This window comes from Bacillus sp. MYb56 (genome assembly GCF_002976445.1).
In the GTDB taxonomy this organism is placed as follows: Bacteria; Bacillota; Bacilli; order Bacillales; family Bacillaceae_G; genus Bacillus_A; species Bacillus_A mycoides.
Genome location: NZ_PCOH01000015.1, coordinates 25,276 through 44,379 on the forward strand (window position 1 = coordinate 25,276; position 19,104 = coordinate 44,379).

At 36.5% G+C, this 19,104-nt stretch carries 19 protein-coding genes and 1 riboswitch; of the genes, 13 read left to right on the plus strand and 6 right to left on the minus strand.

The window, feature by feature from the left end; translation table 11 throughout:
* Positions 1–305: 305 nt before the first annotated feature.
* Positions 306–851, minus strand: coding sequence for a cysteine hydrolase family protein (locus tag CQ058_RS18040; protein WP_002191773.1), 546 nt, complete (start codon positions 849–851; stop codon positions 306–308).
* A 240-nt stretch (positions 852–1,091) separates the two neighbouring features.
* A riboswitch (SAM riboswitch) is annotated at positions 1,092–1,196 on the plus strand.
* A gap of 126 nt (positions 1,197–1,322) precedes the next feature.
* Between CQ058_RS18040 and CQ058_RS18045 the strand changes: the two genes are divergently transcribed.
* Genes CQ058_RS18045 through CQ058_RS18055 form a run of 3 tightly spaced genes read left to right on the plus strand, consistent with a single transcriptional unit; the run spans position 1,323 to position 3,873 of the window.
* Complete coding sequence (locus CQ058_RS18045) at positions 1,323–2,342, plus strand: methionine ABC transporter ATP-binding protein (RefSeq protein WP_002029486.1); 1,020 nt, start codon at positions 1,323–1,325, stop codon at positions 2,340–2,342.
* On the plus strand, positions 2,332–2,997 hold the full coding sequence (locus CQ058_RS18050; protein WP_002091343.1) for a methionine ABC transporter permease: 666 nt from the start codon (positions 2,332–2,334) through the stop codon (positions 2,995–2,997). Before CQ058_RS18045 ends, CQ058_RS18050 begins: the two co-directional genes overlap by 11 nt.
* A gap of 21 nt (positions 2,998–3,018) precedes the next feature.
* Positions 3,019–3,873: a MetQ/NlpA family ABC transporter substrate-binding protein gene (locus CQ058_RS18055; RefSeq protein ID WP_002029488.1), complete on the plus strand. Its 855-nt coding sequence runs from the start codon at positions 3,019–3,021 to the stop codon at positions 3,871–3,873.
* Positions 3,874–4,040: 167 nt separating this feature from the next.
* Here the strand turns inward: CQ058_RS18055 and CQ058_RS18060 are convergent, their stop codons facing one another.
* From CQ058_RS18060 to CQ058_RS18075, 4 genes are all read right to left on the minus strand, one after another.
* Entirely contained in the window at positions 4,041–4,523 is a 483-nt protein-coding gene (locus tag CQ058_RS18060) for an HXXEE domain-containing protein (RefSeq protein WP_002091337.1), read from the minus strand.
* A gap of 63 nt (positions 4,524–4,586) precedes the next feature.
* Positions 4,587–4,778 carry a DUF3926 domain-containing protein gene (locus CQ058_RS18065; protein WP_002091335.1) on the minus strand — a complete coding sequence of 64 codons (192 nt, stop codon included), beginning with the start codon at positions 4,776–4,778 and terminating at the stop codon, positions 4,587–4,589.
* Positions 4,771–5,952 carry an ArsA family ATPase gene (locus CQ058_RS18070; protein WP_002140199.1) on the minus strand — a complete coding sequence of 394 codons (1,182 nt, stop codon included), beginning with the start codon at positions 5,950–5,952 and terminating at the stop codon, positions 4,771–4,773. Before CQ058_RS18070 ends, CQ058_RS18065 begins: the two co-directional genes overlap by 8 nt.
* A 76-nt stretch (positions 5,953–6,028) precedes the next feature.
* On the minus strand, positions 6,029–6,511 hold the full coding sequence (locus CQ058_RS18075) for a MarR family winged helix-turn-helix transcriptional regulator (RefSeq protein WP_000942491.1): 483 nt from the start codon (positions 6,509–6,511) through the stop codon (positions 6,029–6,031).
* A 230-nt stretch (positions 6,512–6,741) separates the two neighbouring features.
* On the opposite strand from CQ058_RS18075, the gene CQ058_RS18080 reads away from it, so the two are divergent.
* From CQ058_RS18080 to CQ058_RS18125, 10 genes are all read left to right on the plus strand, one after another.
* On the plus strand, positions 6,742–6,978 hold the full coding sequence (locus CQ058_RS18080; protein ID WP_002029490.1) for a YiaA/YiaB family inner membrane protein: 237 nt from the start codon (positions 6,742–6,744) through the stop codon (positions 6,976–6,978).
* A 141-nt stretch (positions 6,979–7,119) separates the two neighbouring features.
* Positions 7,120–7,410, plus strand: a complete 291-nt coding sequence (gene gatC / locus CQ058_RS18085; RefSeq protein ID WP_000086999.1) for an Asp-tRNA(Asn)/Glu-tRNA(Gln) amidotransferase subunit GatC — start codon at positions 7,120–7,122, stop codon at positions 7,408–7,410.
* A 14-nt stretch (positions 7,411–7,424) separates the two neighbouring features.
* Positions 7,425–8,882 (plus strand): Asp-tRNA(Asn)/Glu-tRNA(Gln) amidotransferase subunit GatA, encoded by a 1,458-nt coding sequence (gatA, locus tag CQ058_RS18090; RefSeq protein ID WP_002010048.1) that lies wholly within the window; start codon positions 7,425–7,427, stop codon positions 8,880–8,882.
* A 14-nt stretch (positions 8,883–8,896) separates the two neighbouring features.
* The gene (gene gatB / locus CQ058_RS18095; RefSeq protein ID WP_002191774.1) at positions 8,897–10,324 is read left to right on the plus strand and encodes an Asp-tRNA(Asn)/Glu-tRNA(Gln) amidotransferase subunit GatB; all 1,428 of its coding nucleotides are present in this window, start codon (positions 8,897–8,899) and stop codon (positions 10,322–10,324) included.
* Between the two features lie 559 nt (positions 10,325–10,883).
* A complete protein-coding gene (locus CQ058_RS18100) occupies positions 10,884–11,789 on the plus strand; it encodes a diacylglycerol kinase (protein WP_002010051.1) in 906 nt (301 codons plus the stop codon).
* Positions 11,790–11,982: 193 nt separating this feature from the next.
* Positions 11,983–12,729, plus strand: a complete 747-nt coding sequence (locus CQ058_RS18105) for an HAD family hydrolase (RefSeq protein WP_002191775.1) — start codon at positions 11,983–11,985, stop codon at positions 12,727–12,729.
* A gap of 155 nt (positions 12,730–12,884) precedes the next feature.
* A complete protein-coding gene (gene gabT / locus CQ058_RS18110) occupies positions 12,885–14,249 on the plus strand; it encodes a 4-aminobutyrate--2-oxoglutarate transaminase (protein WP_002191776.1) in 1,365 nt (454 codons plus the stop codon).
* Between the two features lie 307 nt (positions 14,250–14,556).
* Complete coding sequence (locus CQ058_RS18115; RefSeq protein WP_002029493.1) at positions 14,557–15,924, plus strand: sigma-54 interaction domain-containing protein; 1,368 nt, start codon at positions 14,557–14,559, stop codon at positions 15,922–15,924.
* Positions 15,917–17,368 carry an NADP-dependent succinate-semialdehyde dehydrogenase gene (gabD, locus tag CQ058_RS18120; protein WP_002191777.1) on the plus strand — a complete coding sequence of 484 codons (1,452 nt, stop codon included), beginning with the start codon at positions 15,917–15,919 and terminating at the stop codon, positions 17,366–17,368. Before CQ058_RS18115 ends, gabD begins: the two co-directional genes overlap by 8 nt.
* A gap of 47 nt (positions 17,369–17,415) precedes the next feature.
* A complete protein-coding gene (locus CQ058_RS18125) occupies positions 17,416–17,739 on the plus strand; it encodes a DMT family transporter (protein ID WP_002029495.1) in 324 nt (107 codons plus the stop codon).
* 40 nt (positions 17,740–17,779) lie between these two features.
* Here the strand turns inward: CQ058_RS18125 and CQ058_RS18130 are convergent, their stop codons facing one another.
* Positions 17,780–19,009, minus strand: coding sequence for an aminopeptidase (locus CQ058_RS18130; RefSeq protein ID WP_002010058.1), 1,230 nt, complete (start codon positions 19,007–19,009; stop codon positions 17,780–17,782).
* Positions 19,010–19,104: the final 95 nt, after the last annotated feature.

Here is a 19,104-nt window from a genome sequence, read left to right on the forward strand (position 1 = left end):
TAGAAAAGATCTTCACAGACTGTGAAGATCTTTTCTTTTTGAGAAACTCTCTATAATAGAAGCTAGTTAATTTCAATCAAGAAAAGTTTGCCAAATATTACTATTTGTTCTTTTGAATTAGTTAAACCCTATTAATATCGGGATAAACATGAAAATAGAAACAAAACAGCGAGAAAAATTGACTTATTAGTCATATTTTTTAGTATTCATTTTGAGGATTTCCTGTATAATACAATTTGAAAGAAAATCTATGGTTAGACAAGAGAACACTCCTTTCGGCTTTGCTAACTGAAAGGAGTGTTTTTTTAGGTCGCTAAAAACTCTTCTGTACTCATTATATTTGCGTATACTCCATTTAAACTCGCCAAAATTGTATTATGAATATAAACAGCTGGTATAGTAGCATTCTTAAATGAAAGATCTTTTGTAGCACAAGCATCGTGTATTACGGTACAGTGAAGGCCAAAATCAAAAGCAGCTCTTACTGTAGCATCAATACACATATGGGTCATCATCCCGCATATTACGACGTGCTCAACTCCTGAACGTTGTAATTGTTCTAGAAGATCAGTTTCTCGGAAGCTATTTGGATAATGTTTAAGGATCACGGTTTCCTCTCTAAGTGGACGGACATTTTCGTGAATATGGACACCTTCTGTATTGGGTAGGAAAAAAGTAGCGCTATCTTTTATAGCTACATGTTGGATATGAAAAATAAGTTCGTTTCTTATTCTAAAATGTTGTAGTAGCTGACTAGCATATTCACTTGCTTCTACTGGATTACGTAATTCCATCATTCCGCTTGGAAAATAATCATTTTGAATGTCGACGAGCAAAAGAGCTGTTTTCATATATCTATCTTCCTCCGATTTCATATTCAAATAATGTTATTCAATGAGTAGAGAAGATTCTCCTTTTTAAAAGTATGAGTGAGAAGGATTTTACATAACTTTAAAAATCACTATTGTATTGTTACTTCTTATTTGAAAATTTAAATAAAGAAATAATTAATTTTTTCCGAAAAATGTATTGACTCTCATTATTCTGAGTTCTATAATAAGACTTAATTAAACGACAATTAAATCGATACACTCTTATCCAGAGAGGTGGAGGGACTGGCCCTACGATACCTCAGCAACGGGTTTTTTAATACCGTGCTAACTCCAGCAAGCCTATAAAGGCTTGGAAGATGAGAAGATGTGAATGAGTACATATAAAAGTGCTCTCCTTCTTATCTTTTATTACTGATAAGAAGGAGAGCACTTTTTATTTTACCTCGAAAGCTCTACTTCAAGTTTTTACAGCATATAGGAGGGAAGAAAATGATTTCTTTTAACAATGTAAGTAAAGTATATGAATCAGGTGGGCAATCTGTTCATGCGGTTGAGGATGTAACGCTGTCAGTTGAAAAGGGCGAAATTTTTGGCATTATCGGATTTAGTGGTGCCGGAAAGAGTACGCTATTACGTTTAGTAAATATGTTAGAAAGACCAACTGCAGGAACAATTTCAATAGATGATAAAGATATTACATCATTATCGGCGAAAGAATTACGGAAACTAAGACAAAGAATTGGTATGATTTTCCAAAGTTTTAATCTATTTAATTCAAGAACGGTGTTTGGGAACATTGCTTATCCATTAAGGTTAGCGAAATTGCCGAAGAATGAGATAAAAGAAAGAGTGAATGAACTACTAAAATTTGTTGGTTTAGAAGATAAAGCGAACTATTATCCAGAACAGTTATCAGGTGGACAAAAGCAGCGTGTTGGGATTGCAAGAGCACTTGCGACATCACCGGATATTCTCATATGTGATGAGGCAACATCAGCTTTAGATCCGGAAACAACAACAGAAATCTTAAATTTATTAAAGAAAGTAAATAGAGAGTACAATTTAACGATCCTACTTATTACACATGAAATGCACGTTGTGAAAGAAATTTGTCACCGTGTAGCCGTTATGGAAAAAGGAAAAGTAATTGAGGAAGGAAAACTGTTTGACGTTTTCACACAACCAAAAACAAAGACCACTCAAAATTTTGTACGCTCTGTTATTAATGATCACTTACCAGAAAGTGTTCTAGCGAAAATTCAAAACGGAGGTCAGATTTATCGCCTGACTTTTACTGGGGAAGAGACAGGGCAGCCTGTACTATCATATATTGCGAAAAACTATAACGTCGATGTAAATGTTCTTTATGGAAATATTATTGAACTCCAAAATGTGCTATTTGGAAATCTTCTTGTAGAACTACAAGGTGAACAGAAAGAAATTCAAAAAGCATTACAACATCTAAGACTGCAAGTGCAGCTGAAGGAGGTAGAAGCTCATGCGAGTTGATTGGAGTATATTTTGGCCTCGCATATTAGATGCGACGGGGGATACCCTCTTAATGGTAATTGTAACCCTTATATTCGCTACAATTCTTGGTATACCTCTAGGTTTACTATTGTATGTAACGAGAAAAGGGAATTTTTTAGAAAATAAATGGGTCTTTTCTATTCTTAATATCATAATTAATACAATTCGTCCGGTTCCATTCATTATCTTTTTAGTAGCTTTAAGCCCACTAACAAGAAGTGTTATTGGAACGACGATTGGAACGGCTGCAGCAATCTTCCCAATGACGTTAGTTGCATCAATTGGTATTGCTAGAATGGTTGAAACCAATCTTGTTTCTGTTCCGAAAGGAGTAATTGAAGCAGCACAAGCAATGGGCGCTTCACCACTTAGAATTGTTTTTGAAATCCTCGTACCAGAAGCTTTAGCACCATTGATCCTAGGTGTCACGTTTATGACGGTCGGTTTAATTGAATTTTCTGCAGTCGCAGGACTTGTCGGTGGTGGCGGTCTTGGTGACTTAGCAATGACATATGGTTATCAACGCTTTGATACGTCAGTTATGTTTGTAACGGTCGTTTTACTTATTATTCTTGTACAGGTGGCTCAAAATTTAGGGAACTACTTTGCGAAAGTCTTTTTACGCAGATCATAAAAAGGAAGAGGGGAAAAGAAAATGAAGAAAATTTTAGCATTTGCATTATCAGCGATCGTAGGAATTACAGCATTAAGCGGCTGCTCAGGTGGAGACACAGGTGCAGGAGCGAAAGAGAAAGTAGTTCGCGTCGGTGTAACTGGAACAGATGGAGACGTTTGGGAAATTTTAAAGAAAAAAGCTGAAAAAGAAGGGATTAAAATTAAACTGGTTGAGTTCTCTGATTACACAACACCCAACAAAGCGTTAGCTGATGGAGATATTGAACTAAACTCATTCCAGCACATTGCTTTCTTAGAGCAATTTAAAAAGGAGCATAAGTTAGATATTACAGCTGTTGGTACAACGCAAATTGCACCGATGGGCTTATACTCTGAAAAATATAAGAAAGCAAATGAAATCCCAGATGGTTCGGAAATTGCTATTCCGAATGATCCAACGAACCAAGCACGTGCATTAAAACTTCTTGATGCAGCTGGATTATTAAAGCTTAAGAAAGATTTTGGTCTATTTGGGGATCCAAGCGGTATCGCTGAAAATCCGAAGAAGCTAAAAGTTACACCGGTTATCGCACAGCAAACACCTCGTGTGTTAAAAGATGTAGCGGCTTCAGTTATTAATAACGGTGTTGCTGGTCAAGCTGGATTAGACCCAGCGAAGGATCCAATTTTCTTAGAAGATCCAAATAATGAAAATGCAAAGGCCTATATTAATATTTTCGCAGCTCGTACGAAAGATAAAAATGATCCAACACTGAAAAAAGTAATTGAGTTATACCATTCAAAAGAAGTAACAGATGCAATTAAGAAAGAAACAAATGATGGTTCAATTTCAGTAGATCTTTCACTTGATGAGCTTGAAAAAATCGTAAAATAATTATTGAGTTTAACGACTAACAGTAGGAACCCCTCCGCTGTTAGCTCGTTCAACATATAATCTACTTAACAAACAAAACCCTAATTCTGTACCTTCTAATTTTGTATAACATAGAATCCAATGTTTGTTAAGTAGAGTGATGGACCAGGAGTTTTCCTGGTCTTTTTTTAATTAAAGCAGCTGGCTAATAATAAGGAAATCCAAATTATGATTGGGTAAGAGATTAAACTAAAAATGAGTGTACTTGCTAATTTCTTTTTAGGGATTAATAGTTTCTTTGATGAAAATAAGAAAAGAGAAAATAGGATAATGATAGATGCTGAGATTACTCCTGGATTATAAGAACGATAAATGAAATACAAGATAATATGCTGAACGGCGTTAAAGAAGATACAGCCCTGTATAAAAATGATCAAATAAATAGAAGATATGATGCTTAATTGATATAGAATGACTATGAGTAAGACGAAGGTTGTTAATATGGAAATTGCAATGAAAAATTGTTTGTTAGTTATAAAATGGATCGAAAATCGATTAGCGATATATTGTGGCATTTGGAAAGCTTCTTCAAGGTTATGAAAAAAGAATAGAAGGGGGATTAGCCAGATTGTATTAGTGGTGAAATGTCTTGTTGAAGATGTTTTTATCAACTTATATCAGCTCCAATAAAGGGATAGAAAGCCTATAAGAAAAGGCTTTCTACAAGGGTATAGTTATTCAATTATGATGCTTTTTAAATTACTCTCAGGTTGCGGTTGTTCTTCAGCATAGGAGGAGAGCTCCTCTTGCAAAATATTTAGTGCGTGCTTAGCTGATTGCTGAATCGGATTCGGTAGCTCTTCTAATATACGCATACCGATTTTTATTTTTGTACGAATTACCTTTCTTAGTAATTCATCATGCATGTACTACACCTCCAAACCGAATGTTTAGTACATCATCTTCAAACTTAGCTCCTTGAATAGAAAGGTGTGTTAATGTTTTTGGTAAGGTGATATTTCGCTTCATAGAGCCGGCTCGAATAATAAGTTCATCACCTTTTTGATTTAATGAAAGTTCACTTTTGTTTGAGAAGGGAATGGACAGAACGAAAATATACTCATCGCCATCTTTTTTTACATATTGTGTGCGGCCATTAAATTTCACTTCAGTAGGAGAAGGGTCTGATTTAAATAAAGCATTTCCTACACGCTCTAACATAGCTAAACCAACAACTTCTTGTTCAAACATGGGAGCTTCGTAAATAGGAAGTGGCTGAAAACTATCTTTAATTAACGCCTTATATTTCTTTTGTGTATCTTTCCATGCCTGAAAGTAAGGGTCGGTAACAGTGTTAGGGATGACGCGGTTAATCATAATGGCATCTACGTTATAATCGTATAAGTTTAAATAAGTAAAACTACGCTGAGCTTCTTTAATGACCATTTTTTCAGGATTTACAACAACGCGAATACTCGTTACTTTTCGGTTTGATAAAATATCTCTCATTTCTCCGAGCTGTTCAAGCGTATTCGTTAATTCGTCCATAATATCATCAGTTGGAAGGGGGACACCAAGAAGTGGTTGAGCTACAGGACGAACAACTTTTAAAATCTTCCTTTTAATAGGAAAGAGTTTTTCCATCCACCAGCCGAGCATGTCTGGAAAGCTAAGCATTGCTAAAGTTTCTCCAGTCGGTGCGCAATCAATAATGATGACGTCGTAAGTGTTGTGTTTATAGTAATCGAGTACTCGAAGTAAGCTAATTAAATCTTCCATACCAGGGAACATCGTTAATTCTTCTGTTGTAATATCATCAGCTGCTTTTGAAGTGAAGAGTAGTGTAATATATTTCTGCAATTTCCCCCAGCCTTTTTCCATTTCATAAATAGTGTTAATTTCTTGTGCCCACAAGTTTTCGCGAATTTCTAGTGGCTCAGAAGATAGTTTTATGCCAAATGAATCCCCTAAACTATGAGCGGGATCTGTACTCATTACTAATGTTTTTAATCCTTGTTTTGCACTTTGGATTGCTGTTGCTGCTGAAATGCTAGTTTTTCCTACGCCGCCTTTACCTGTATACAGAATAATTCTCATCATTAATATCCCCTTTGTTTCGAATGTCGAATATTACGAGTGTCGAAATATTTAATTGAATAAAAACCCAACTAGGGTCTTATTCAATCGGAATGTTTTTCATTTTAGGTGTAGAAACCTTTTCTTCTGTTTTTTGCTGTGACGTAGCAATGTGATTCATGATCTTTTGGAATATTTGTAGTAAGAATGCTTTTTCTTCTTCTGACAATGCATCTGTCACTAGGCTAAAGTAATGGGCCGCATTTTGTTTTACTTCTTGAACGAGCATTACGCCGTTTTCTGTTAAACGAATTAATACAATGCGTCGATCGCTTTCATTCCGGTAGCGTTCAATATATCCCTTTTTTACAAGGCGATTTACAACGCCCGTTGTTGTACTCATCGGTATATCAAGAAGATCAGCAATTTTTGTCATTGTAATATCCGTATTTCGCTCCATCCAAAGTAAACAAAATACTTCTGTCTTGGAAAGTGTTAAATCAAGGCTTACCCATTCTTCTGGATAGAAAAGTTTCTTGGCGTTATCTAGCAGTAAGTCTAAAAAATGTTCATATTGTAACAATTATTTCCACTCCCGTATATTTCGAGGTTCGTAATATTTGTTTTTATTTTATGTGGAATTGAAATAAATGTCAATATTTTTAACTGTTTTTTCAGATTAGAAAGAAAATTATCTTCAAAATAGAAATTTTTTGTGATAGATTAATAAATAGAAAAATGATTTTACATAAAAACCCATTGTGATAAATATATTTATCTATAATAGGTGTACAGCTAACGAGGGGGAGAACGATGAGAAGACGAAATACGCAAGCGTTCACGTTTTTAGCATGGACTTCATTTGTTTGTGCGCTTTCAGGAATGCTAATTGGGATTTATACGCTAGATGAAACGCTTAGTGTAAAAGGATACTATTTAATCGGAACATTATTTCTAACGATGTCTTGTTTTGTATTACAAAAAACAATTCGTGATAATGAAGAAGATAACGAGAGATTTCCGAAAAATAAATCGTTAGATAAAGAGTAAATTGTAAAGAAAGGCATTTGCCTTTCTTTTTTTATGTAAAAATACCGTAAGTGCCGTGTGTTGACTTGCTTGAAGTACTGAAAATTTGGTATCATCAATAGTATTGTAGATTGAACGATATATTATGGAGGTGGCCTAGCCGTGTCAAGAATTTCCGTTGAGAATGTAAAGCACGTAGCACATTTAGCACGTCTTGCAATTACTGATCAAGAAGCAGAAAAATTTCAAAAACAACTAGATGCAATTGTTACATTTGCAGAACAGTTAAATGAATTAGATACAACTGATGTAAAACCAACAACTCATGTATTAACTATGAAAAATGTTATGCGTGAAGATGTGCCAGAAAAAGGTTTACCAGTAGAAGAAGTATTAAAAAATGCACCGGATCACAAAGATAATCAAATCCGTGTTCCAGCAGTATTAGAATAGAGGAGGGAATTTCGATGTCATTATTTGATCATTCTGTATCAGAGTTACATAAGAAGTTAAACAACAAAGAAATTTCCGTTACGGATTTAGTAGAAGAATCTTACAAACGTATTTCGGATGTTGAAGATAACGTAAAAGCTTTTCTTACATTAGATGAAGAAAATGCACGCGCGAAAGCGAAAGAATTAGATGCAAAGATTGGTGCTGAGGATAATGGTTTATTATTCGGTATGCCAATTGGTGTAAAAGATAACATTGTAACTAACGGTCTTCGTACAACTTGTGCGAGCAAAATATTAGCAAACTTCGATCCAATTTACGATGCGACAGTTGTACAAAAGCTAAAAGCTGCTGACACAGTTACAATCGGTAAATTAAATATGGATGAGTTCGCAATGGGTTCTTCAAATGAAAACTCAGGCTTCTACGCTACAAAAAATCCATGGAACTTAGATTACGTTCCAGGCGGATCTAGTGGTGGTTCTGCAGCAGCAGTAGCAGCAGGAGAAGTATTATTCTCTCTAGGTTCTGATACGGGTGGTTCTATCCGTCAGCCAGCTGCATATTGCGGCGTTGTAGGTTTAAAACCAACTTACGGACGCGTATCTCGTTACGGATTAGTAGCATTCGCATCTTCACTTGACCAAATCGGACCGATTACACGTACAGTAGAAGACAATGCATACTTATTACAAGCTATTTCAGGTATTGACCGTATGGATGCAACTTCTGCAAACGTTGAAGTAGGAAACTACTTAGCTGGTTTAACAGGCGATGTTAAAGGTTTACGTATTGCTGTACCGAAAGAATACTTAGGCGAAGGTGTTGGCGAAGAAGCTCGTGAGTCAGTACTAGCTGCTTTAAAAGTGTTAGAAGGTATGGGCGCAACTTGGGAGGAAGTATCTCTTCCGCACTCTAAATACGCTCTAGCAACGTATTACTTATTATCTTCTTCTGAAGCATCTGCGAACCTTTCACGCTTTGATGGCGTACGTTACGGTGTTCGTTCTGATAATGTAAATAACTTATTAGATCTTTACAAAAATACACGTAGCGAAGGTTTCGGTGATGAAGTAAAACGTCGTATTATGCTTGGTACATTTGCTCTTAGCTCTGGTTACTATGATGCATATTACAAAAAAGCACAACAAGTACGTACATTAATTAAAAATGACTTTGAAAATGTATTTGCTAACTACGATGTTATTATTGGACCAACAACGCCAACTCCAGCATTTAAAGTGGGCGAAAAAGTGGACGATCCAATGACAATGTATGCAAATGACATTTTAACAATTCCAGTAAACTTAGCGGGTGTTCCAGCGATTTCTGTTCCATGTGGATTCGGTGCTAACAACATGCCACTTGGTCTACAAATCATTGGTAAACACTTCGATGAAACGACGATTTACCGCGTTGCACATGCGTTTGAGCAAGCAACAGACTATCATACAAAAAAAGCAAGTCTGTAAGGAGGCGAGCATAGATGAATTTAGAAACAATTATTGGTTTAGAGGTTCACGTTGAGTTAAAAACAAATTCGAAAATTTTCTCTGCGAGTCCAACAGAATTCGGAGCGGAGCCAAATACACAAACAAGTGTAATTGACTTAGGATACCCAGGGGTACTTCCTACTTTAAATAAGGAAGCAGTTAACTTTGCAATGAAAGCTGCAATGGCATTAAACTGTGAAATCGCAACGGAAACGAAGTTCGACCGTAAAAACTATTTCTACCCAGATAATCCGAAAGCTTACCAAATCTCTCAATTTGATAAGCCAATTGGTGAAAATGGTTGGATTGAAATCGAAGTAGAAGGTAAAAAGAAACGTATCGGTATTACACGTCTTCATTTAGAAGAAGATGCTGGTAAATCAACGCATGCAGCTGACGGTTCATTAGTAGACTACAACCGTCAAGGTATGCCTTTAATCGAGATCGTATCTGAGCCAGATATGCGTACTCCAGAAGAAGCATATGCGTACTTAGAGAAGTTAAAATCAATCATTCAATATACAGGTGTATCTGATTGTAAGATGGAAGAAGGTTCTCTTCGTTGTGATGCGAATATTTCACTTCGTCCAGTTGGACAAGAGAAGTTCGGTACAAAAGCAGAACTGAAAAACTTAAACTCTTTCACTTACGTGCAAAAAGGTCTTGAGCATGAGCAAGTGCGCCAAGAAAAAGAATTATTATCTGGTGGTATCATCCAACAAGAAACACGTCGTTATGACGAAGCAACGAAGAAAACAATCTTAATGCGTATAAAAGAAGGATCTGACGATTACCGTTACTTCCCAGAGCCAGACTTAGTTGAACTTTACATCGACGATGAGTGGAAAGAAGAAATTCGTGCTTCTATTCCAGAACTTCCAGATGCACGTAAAGCTCGCTATGTTGAAGAAGTTGGCTTACCAGCTTATGATGCGCATGTATTGACATTAACGAAAGAGATGTCTGATTTCTTTGAAGCAACAGTTGCAGACGGTGCTGATGCGAAATTAACATCAAACTGGTTAATGGGTGAAGTACTTGCATACTTAAACAAACAACAAAAAGAATTAAAAGACGTTGCATTAACGCCAGCTGGCTTAGCTAAAATGGTTCAATTAATTGAAAAAGGTACAATTTCTTCTAAAATCGCGAAGAAAGTATTTAATGAATTAATTGAAAAAGGTGGAGACCCAGAAGAAATCGTTAAAGCGAAAGGTCTTGTTCAAATTTCTGACGAAGGAACACTTCGTAAGGTTGTAACAGAAATTCTTGATAATAATGAGCAATCTATTGAAGACTTTAAAAACGGTAAAGACCGTGCAATTGGCTTCTTAGTTGGTCAAATTATGAAAGCTACAAAAGGACAAGCAAATCCACCGCTTGTTAATAAAATCTTACTTGAAGAGATTAATAAGCGCTAAAAAAAGAGAAGAATTCTTATTTTTGAACGCTAAAATAGTATAGGTTCTTAAAGATTAAAAAGAAAAAACACCCGTATTTGGGTGTTTTTTCTGAGTTAATCAAACGTTTGTTTAAATGGTGAAAAATAATTTAAACAAACGTTTGATTAACTGTCAAAAGTGAAAAAATGTTTGTATAGCAACTATGGTATGATAGTTGCAAAAAGGTGGGAATAATGATAAATCTAGACATAGAGAGTTTTTTCATCTCATGAAATAATAGATAATTATTATTCATTATATGTAAATTGATGTGAGAGAATGGATAGACATAAAGTGAAACTTTAATCAGTGGGAGTTTTACTGCCTGCAAATAGCGGGATAAATTTCTTGGTTAAATAAAGCAAAACTATCAGGAGTGAATAGTTACTTTTGATGGGCTACACGAATCGGGTTCTTACTGCCTGTTTGAGCGGAATTAAAGAAGGATAGGAAGATGAGAGGAGGTAAGCATAGGGATACTGAATAAGGGTTCGGTGTATTCGTTTTTCAATGAATAAGGAATTTCCTGTGCTAATAAATGATGAAGCGAGCAAGAATTATTTATAATCCTACTTCTGGGCGCGAGCTATTTAAGAAGAGCTTACCAGAAGTATTACAAAAATTAGAACAAGCTGGATATGAAGCGTCTTGTCATGCGACAACTGGTCCTGGAGATGCGACTGTGGCAGCGAGGCAAGCTGCGGATCGTAAGTTTGATGTTGTTATCGCAGCTGGTGGTGATGGTACGTTAAATGAAGTAGTGAACGGTTTAGTAGGACATGAGCATCGTCCAAAGTTTGGAATTATTCCAGTTGGAACGACAAATGATTTTGCGCGTGCGATCGGTGTACCTCGTGTTATTGAAGAGGCTGCGGATATTATTTGTGAAGGAACAACGGTACCGTTAGATCTTGGTAGAGCGAATGATACATATTTCATTAATATCGCTGGTGGCGGCCGTATTACAGAATTAACATATGAAGTACCAAGCAAGCTAAAAACGGTATTAGGCCAACTTGCTTACTATTTAAAAGGAATCGAAATGTTACCATCATTACATCCAACATATGTTGAAATTGAGTATGATGGGAAGTTGCTACAAGAAGAAATTACGATGTTTTTAATTACGAATACTCGTTCAGTTGGTGGATTCGAAAAAGTAGCACCATATGCATCTATTAACGATGGATTATTTGATTTATTAGTACTGAAAAAAGGTTCTATCGCTGATTTAATTAAAGCAGCAACACAAGCGCAGCGTGGGGAACATATTAACAATCCGAAAGTACTATATACACAAGCGAATCGTATTAAAGTGCATTCACCTGATAAATTAATGATCAACTTAGATGGTGAATATGGCGGAGATGCACCAATGGAATTTGAAAATATATATCATTGTCTGGAACTATTTGTTCCTGAACATCAAGAGGATGCCCTGTAAAGGCATCTTTTTTTGCTTTCACCTCACTATTTGCGAGCAATAAGATTCCCCCACTGATTAAAGTTTCTCTATGTGCAGATGAATTGTAAATTGTAAGTTAGTTTGATTTTTATGGTATTTTTACAATCCGTTTATTTTATATCCATATTTTATTGATACACTGGAAGAGATAAGAAATGAGAGGTAGGATGCTATGGAGAAGGTAAAAGCAATACTATTTGATAAAGATGGGACATTAATGGATTTTTATTCAATTTGGATAAAAGTAGCTGAAGAGCTTGTTGCAGAATGTATAAATTTATATCAATTACCAGAATCAATGCAGCAGGCTTTATTAAAAGAGATTGGCGTAGATGGAGCATTTGTTCATCCGCGTAGTGCGCTCGCTGCTGGAACGAGTCTTGATGTGGCCAAGGGGCTTTGTAAGTATATTGCATCATCTAGAGAAGAAGAGATGCATCAATGGGTGAGTGAAAAGTTGTTTGCTCTTATGTACGAGCATCGTTCACATATGAGAATGACGGCAGATTTACCGAAAGTTTTACAAGCGTTAAAGGATAGAGGGTTTATTCTAGGTGTCGTTACAGCTGATGATTTCGCGCCGACAGAATTATTTTTAAAGCAATATCAATTGGAAGCTTTTTTTGATTGTGTTATAGCTTCAGATACATTTCCAGCACAGAAGCCAGATAAAAAAATTGTAGAATCGTTTTGTGAGAGATTTAATTTAGAGACATGTGAAGTAGCAGTCATCGGGGATACACCGACGGATTTACATTTAGCGAAAAATGGTGGCGACTGTTATGCGATTGGCGTACTATCTGGTACGGGTGATCGTCAAACGTTAGAACCACTTGCAGATTTAGTATTACAATCTGTTGAAGATTTAATTTCTCATTCAGGTGAGTTTATTTGGGAACAAGGAAAGTCTAATGTATAAATGAATAAGTCTATAAGGACTCTATATGAGTCTTTATAGACTTATTTTTTTATGCCGAGATAGTAAGAGAATGGGATGAATACTAGAAAGAGGAAGTTGGCATACATCTTGCAATATAAAGAGAAAACATTGTATAGAAAAGGATGGGGTACACAATGAACACAAAAAAATTTGCTAAAGTAAATGAACAAATTCCAGGACCGAAAGCAGCGTCTTTATTAGAACGCCGCCAAAATATAGTACCAAAAGGAGTAAGTAATGGTATTCCAACATTTGTACAGTCTGCAAATGGTGCACTCGTAACAGATGTGGATGGAAATCAGTACATTGATTTCGCAGGAGCAATTGGGACAATTAATGTAGGACACTGTCATCCAGCTGTTAAAGAAGCGCTTCATAAACAAGTAGATCAATATATTCATACTGGATTTAATGTGATGATGTATGAGCCGTATATTGAATTGGCAGAAAAGCTGGCCGCATTAGCGCCAGGTAATTTCGATAAACAAGTGCTGTTTTTAAATAGTGGGGCAGAAGCGGTTGAAAATGCAGTGAAGATTGCTCGTAAATATACGAAGAGACCTGGAATTATCGCATTTTCTAAAGGATTTCATGGGCGCACATTAATGACAATGACGATGACAAGTAAAGTAAAACCATATAAATTTGGATTTGGCCCATTTGCTCCAGAAGTATATAAAGCGCCATTCCCATATGAATACCGTCGCCCAGAGGGGTTAACAGAAGAGCAGTATGATGACTTTATCATTGAAGAGTTTAAGAACTTCTTCATATCAGAAGTAGCACCAGAAACAATTGCAGCAGTTGTAATGGAACCTGTTCAAGGGGAAGGCGGATTTATCGTTCCAAGTAAGAAATTCGTTCAAGAAGTACGCAGCATTTGTTCAGAGCACGGTATTTTATTTGTAGCTGATGAAATTCAAACAGGCTTTAGTCGTACCGGAAAGTACTTTGCAATTGATCATTATGATGTCGTTCCAGACTTAATTACGGTATCTAAATCATTAGGTGCTGGTGTACCGATAAGTGGCGTGATTGGACGTAAAGAAATTATGAATGAGTCTGCACCGGGAGAACTGGGCGGAACATATGCAGGAAGCCCACTAGGATGTGCGGCTGCATTAGCTGTGCTTGATGTAATAGAAAAAGAGAAATTAAATGATAGAGCGATAGAAGTAGGGAAAGTCGTAATGAACCGATTCCAAGAGATGAAAAACAAATATAATTGCATCGGTGATGTGCGCGGCTTAGGGGCAATGTGTGCATTCGAGCTCGTTCAAGATCGCAAGACGAAAGTGCCTGATAAAACACTAGCGTCTAATTTATGTGCAGAAGCAAATAAGCATGGATTACTTCTACTATCAGCAGGAACATATGGAAATGTTATTCGTGTTTTAATGCCATTAGTGATTACAGATGAGCAACTTGAGGAAGGTTTAACAATAATTGAAGAATCATTGCAAGCTTGTTATGAGCAAGCAAATATCGCTCGTGTTTAAAGAATTGGGATAACTTAAAAAAGGGCATAAAGCTTTTCTTTTTAGGCGGAAGAGAGCATCTGGTCATATATAGAATCGATCAGCCCCTTTTCCTGCCCCATGCCAAGCTAAAACAAAGTGAGGGTGTGGTTGCGATGGCATTCTGTATTTTTCAAGGCAGCGAATTATGTGTTGAAAAAATATAAATAGATTTGTATAAATAACAAATTGAAAACATTCTAGCTTACTCTATATAAAATGCAGAAAATTCACTTTATAATAAAGGTAGTGAAGTGAATCGATGGATTTAAAGTAAGGGGTGGCTAGGATGGTTGCAGAAAAGGAACGAGTGTTGATGGATTTACAAGATGTATTTGAATATGCATTTGACGAAATTTTTGTTACGGATGATAAAGGGATCGTTGTACGTGTAAATAGCATGTGTGAAAGACATTACCAGCTCTCTGCTAAGGAATTAGTAGGAAAGCATGTAAAAGAACTACAAAAAGAAGGGATTTTTTATCCGTCTGCAACGTTAGAAGTAATTGAAAAGAAAAGGCCAGTTGAACTTGTTCAAACAACGAAATCAGGAGAGTATTTGCATGTTCGTACAAGGCCTGTTTTTGATGATGAGGGAAATTTAAGAAGAGTGATTAGTTATTCTCGTGATCTTACAGAACTCTATCAATTACGTCAAAAGGTAGAGGAAATGGATAATCAGTTAAAAACATATAAAAAAGAATTAAGAGAAACATATGAACACGAAGGACTTATTTTTAAAAGTATCGCTATGCAAAAAATAATCGAAACAATAAAAAAAGTATCAGTAGTAGATAGTACTGTTCTCGTATTAGGTGAGACTGGAGTGGGGAAAAGCCGATTAGTACGCCATTTGCATGAAGTGAGTCACCGGAAGAATGAAAGTTTCTATGAAATTAATTGTGCGGCATTGCCGACGAATTTAATCGAATCTGAGCTTTTTGGATATTCAGGTGGGTCTTTTACAGGTGCAAATCGTGAAGGGAAAAAGGGGCTATTAGAATCAGCGCATAAAGGAACTCTTTTCTTAGATGAAATTGGTGAAATGCCGCTTGAAATTCAAGCGAAGCTTTTGCAAGTATTGCAAGAAAAAACGTTTCGTCCTATAGGCGGAAGAGAATTAAAAAAGGTGGACGTTAGAATTGTAGCGGCAACAAATAGAGATTTAAGTACGATGGTGAAACAAGGAACATTCCGGAAAGATTTATACTATCGTCTGAATGTCATTCCAATTTCAATTCCGCCACTTCGGGAGAGAACAGAAGACATTTTGCCGCTCATCTATCATTATTTACAGCATTTTAATAAAAAGTACGGACGGGATGTAAAGTTAGCTCCTAGTACGTTACAAATGTTTGTAGGGTACCCTTGGGAAGGAAATAATAGAGAGATTGAAAATGTAATTGAACGAATTGTTATCACTGCTGATGATTTTGTAACGGTAGAAGATTTGCCACTATCTATGCAAGAGGCCACAGTTGAACAATCCGGACAAAGTCTTTATAGAATGCTGGAAGAGGTAGAGAGAAATATTATTCTTAAAGCGTATAAAACGTATGGATCAAGTTATAAAGTGGCTGAGTTTTTACAAATAAGTCAATCTGCTGCCACTAGGAAGATTAAGAAGTTCATAGAGGAGGAAGAAAACATTGGATAAAAAAGCGACGTTCGTAAACTTAGAGAAAAAAGCGATGTATATAAATGGTGAGTGGATTACACTGCAAGAACAAATCGAAGTGAATAATCCAGCGACAAAGGAAGTATTTGCAACTGTACCAAAGGGCGGGATTACAGAGGCAAAGCAAGCAGTTGATGCTGCACATGAGGCTTTTAAATTATGGTCAAAATTAACGGCAGCGGATCGCGCAGTAAAGTTGAAAAAATGGTTCACGCTCATTGATGAAAATAAAGAAGAAATTGCAGCAATCATGACGAGAGAGCAAGGGAAGCCGTTTGCAGAAGCACTTGGTGAAGTGAATTATGCAAATAGTTTTGTTGAATGGTACGCAGAAGAAGGAAAGCGAATATACGGTGAAATGATTCCTGCTTCTCATCCGAATAAGCGTATTTTAGTTATGAAGCAACCAGTTGGGGTTATGGCAGCTATTACGCCTTGGAATTTCCCGGCTGCTATGATTACGAGAAAGGTAGCTCCAGCACTTGCAGCAGGCTGTACGGCAGTTGTGAAACCAGCGAGTCAAACGCCATTAACTGCATTGAAGTTAGTTGAATTAGCACATGAAGCAGATATTCCAAAAGGTGTAATAAATATTGTAACAGGTAGTGCAAAAGCAATTGCTGATACGTGGATGGAAGATGAGCGCGTTCGAAAAGTTTCCTTTACAGGATCAACTGAAATTGGAAAAGAATTAATGGCTAGCGCTGCGCAAACGATGAAAAAGGTTTCGCTTGAATTAGGTGGTCACGCTCCATTTATTGTTATGAATGATGCTGATTTAGATAAGGCGGTAGAAGCGGTAATTGGTTCGAAATTCCGTAACGCAGGACAAACGTGTATATGTACAAACCGCATCTTTGTTCAAGAAGAAGTGTATGAAGAATTTGCAGGGAAGTTCACAACAGCTGTAGAGCAGCTTAAAGTCGGAGATGGATTCGGCGAAGGAACAACTGTAGGTCCACTTATTGATGCGAATGCAGTTTCGAAAGTACAAGAACATATTGAAGATGCAATTCAAAAGGGCGGAGAAGTTTTATACGGTGGCCATAAATTTGCAGAGTTAGATGGTTATTTCATTCAGCCAACAGTAATTGGATTGGCAAATGACAAGATGCTTTGTATGAATGAAGAAACATTTGGACCGGTTGCACCAGTTGCGAAATTTAAAACAGTTGAAGAAGTAATCGAACGAGCAAATAATACACCATATGGCTTGGCTGCTTATATTTTCACAAAAGATATTAGCCAAGCATTCCAAATTAGTGAAGCGTTAGAGTACGGAATTATCGGCTTAAACGATGGCCTTCCATCAGTTGCACAAGCACCATTTGGAGGCTTTAAAGAAAGTGGTATCGGCCGTGAAGGAGGCCATTTCGGTATCGAGGAATATTTAGAAATTAAATATATTTCGTTAGGACTATAAGTAGTATACTAGAATCTCTATAAGGTAACAGAGAAGGAGATTCTAGTATGGTATATTGGCTATTATTACTCGTAACAATTATTTTTGAAGTAGCTGGAACGATTGCGATGAAGTTATCGAACGGTTTAACAAAGCTTGTTCCAAGTGTACTTATTTTCGTATTCTATGGAATTTGTTTCAGCGTGTTTGCTATCGTTGTTAAAAAGATTAATTTAAGCATTGCTTATGCAATTTGGTCTGGTGTGGGAACGCTACTTATTACAATCATTAGTGTGTACTTTTTTAAAGAGCATATTAATTTATTCCAAGCATTTTGTATTCTCTTTATTGTTTTAGGAGTAATTGGACTGAAAGTGTCATCGGCATCATAAAAGGCTATCTTCCGGCGTGGAAGATAGCCTTTTATTTTTATTAAAACGCCCAGTTACCTTTACGGAAGATCGGCTCATGTCTTCCATCAGCTGTAATGCCGTCGATATCAAGCTCAGCTGATCCAATCATGAAGTCTTCGTGTGTAATACTAGCGTTTGCGCCATTTTCGGCAAGTTCTTCTTTAGACATTGTTTTTCCGCCAACTAAGTTAAATGCATAAGCATTTCCGATTGCAAGGTGGCAAGATGCATTTTCATCAAATAGCGTATTGTAGAATAAAATATTTGTGTTTGAAATTGGTGAATCATGAGGTACTAAAGCTACTTCGCCTAAGAAGTGAGAACCTTCATCTGTTTCTACTAAATGTTTTAAAGCCTCTTCACCAGATTCAGCTTTATAGTCTACGATACGTCCGTTTTCAAATGTTAACGTGAAGTTATCAATAATGTTACCTGCAAATGCTAACGGTTTTGTGCTAGATACTTGGCCGTTCACACCTGTTTTAAGAGGCATTGTAAATACTTCTTCAGTTGGAATGTTAGCCATAAATGCTACGTTCTTTTCATTTAAGCTACCAGCACCAGCCCATACATGCTTCTCTGGAAGTTCGATTGTTAAGTCTGTTCCAGGGCCTGTATAGTGAAGAGCTTTATAATGTTTTTCGTTTAAGTAATCTACTTTTGTATGTAGTGTTTCATCATGTTCTTTCCATGCTTCCACAGGATTTTCTAAATCAGCACGAGTAGCTTTGAAGATAGCATCCCATAGTTTTGTTTCTTGTTCTTCTGGCGCTACGTCAGGGAATACTTTTGCAGCCCATTCTTTCGTAGGAACAGAAATTACGCACCAGCTTACTTTATCTGCTTGTACATAATCACGGTATACTTTCATCGCTTCTCCAGCTACTTTATGAGCTGTTGCAATTTTCTTTGGTTCTACACCTTTTAATAGATCAGGATTCTCTGCATAGATGGACATAAATGCAGCGCCTTCTTTTGCTAATTCTTCACGAGCATGTGCTTTCCAAGAAGGGAATTCAGAGAAAGCTTCTTCAGGAGCTAGATCGAACTTTAAGCGTGTTAACGTCTCATCATTCCAATCAACATATACGTGTTTTGCACCAGATTTATATGCTTTTTCTGTAACTAGGCGTACAAACTGTACAGCCTCAAGAGGTGCACTGATTGATAAAGTTTGTCCGGGTTGAATATTAACACCAACATTGACTGCAAGGGCAGCATATTTCTCTAACGTTTGTTCAAATGACATATGTATAATCTCCTTTAGTTTGAAAGATTTCTTACTATATATAATACAAGAAAATTCTAAAAATATATATAAATATAACGTAAAAAGAGAGCTCA

Bases quoted from the DNA above. Each gene is read 5' to 3' on its own strand.
- CQ058_RS18040 (WP_002191773.1), bottom strand. From the start codon at position 851: ATGAAAACAGCTCTTTTGCTCGTCGACATTCAAAATGATTATTTTCCA.
- CQ058_RS18065 (WP_002091335.1), bottom strand. From the start codon at position 4,778: ATGCATGATGAATTACTAAGAAAGGTAATTCGTACAAAAATAAAAATC.
- CQ058_RS18070 (WP_002140199.1), bottom strand. From the start codon at position 5,952: ATGATGAGAATTATTCTGTATACAGGTAAAGGCGGCGTAGGAAAAACT.
- CQ058_RS18115 (WP_002029493.1), top strand. From the start codon at position 14,557: ATGGTTGCAGAAAAGGAACGAGTGTTGATGGATTTACAAGATGTATTT.
- CQ058_RS18080 (WP_002029490.1), top strand. From the start codon at position 6,742: ATGAGAAGACGAAATACGCAAGCGTTCACGTTTTTAGCATGGACTTCA.
- CQ058_RS18045 (WP_002029486.1), top strand. From the start codon at position 1,323: ATGATTTCTTTTAACAATGTAAGTAAAGTATATGAATCAGGTGGGCAA.
- gatA (WP_002010048.1), top strand. From the start codon at position 7,425: ATGTCATTATTTGATCATTCTGTATCAGAGTTACATAAGAAGTTAAAC.
- CQ058_RS18125 (WP_002029495.1), top strand. From the start codon at position 17,416: ATGGTATATTGGCTATTATTACTCGTAACAATTATTTTTGAAGTAGCT.
- gabT (WP_002191776.1), top strand. From the start codon at position 12,885: ATGAACACAAAAAAATTTGCTAAAGTAAATGAACAAATTCCAGGACCG.
- CQ058_RS18105 (WP_002191775.1), top strand. From the start codon at position 11,983: ATGGAGAAGGTAAAAGCAATACTATTTGATAAAGATGGGACATTAATG.
- CQ058_RS18050 (WP_002091343.1), top strand. From the start codon at position 2,332: ATGCGAGTTGATTGGAGTATATTTTGGCCTCGCATATTAGATGCGACG.
- CQ058_RS18100 (WP_002010051.1), top strand. From the start codon at position 10,884: ATGATGAAGCGAGCAAGAATTATTTATAATCCTACTTCTGGGCGCGAG.
- CQ058_RS18130 (WP_002010058.1), bottom strand. From the start codon at position 19,009: ATGTCATTTGAACAAACGTTAGAGAAATATGCTGCCCTTGCAGTCAAT.
- CQ058_RS18055 (WP_002029488.1), top strand. From the start codon at position 3,019: ATGAAGAAAATTTTAGCATTTGCATTATCAGCGATCGTAGGAATTACA.
- gatB (WP_002191774.1), top strand. From the start codon at position 8,897: ATGAATTTAGAAACAATTATTGGTTTAGAGGTTCACGTTGAGTTAAAA.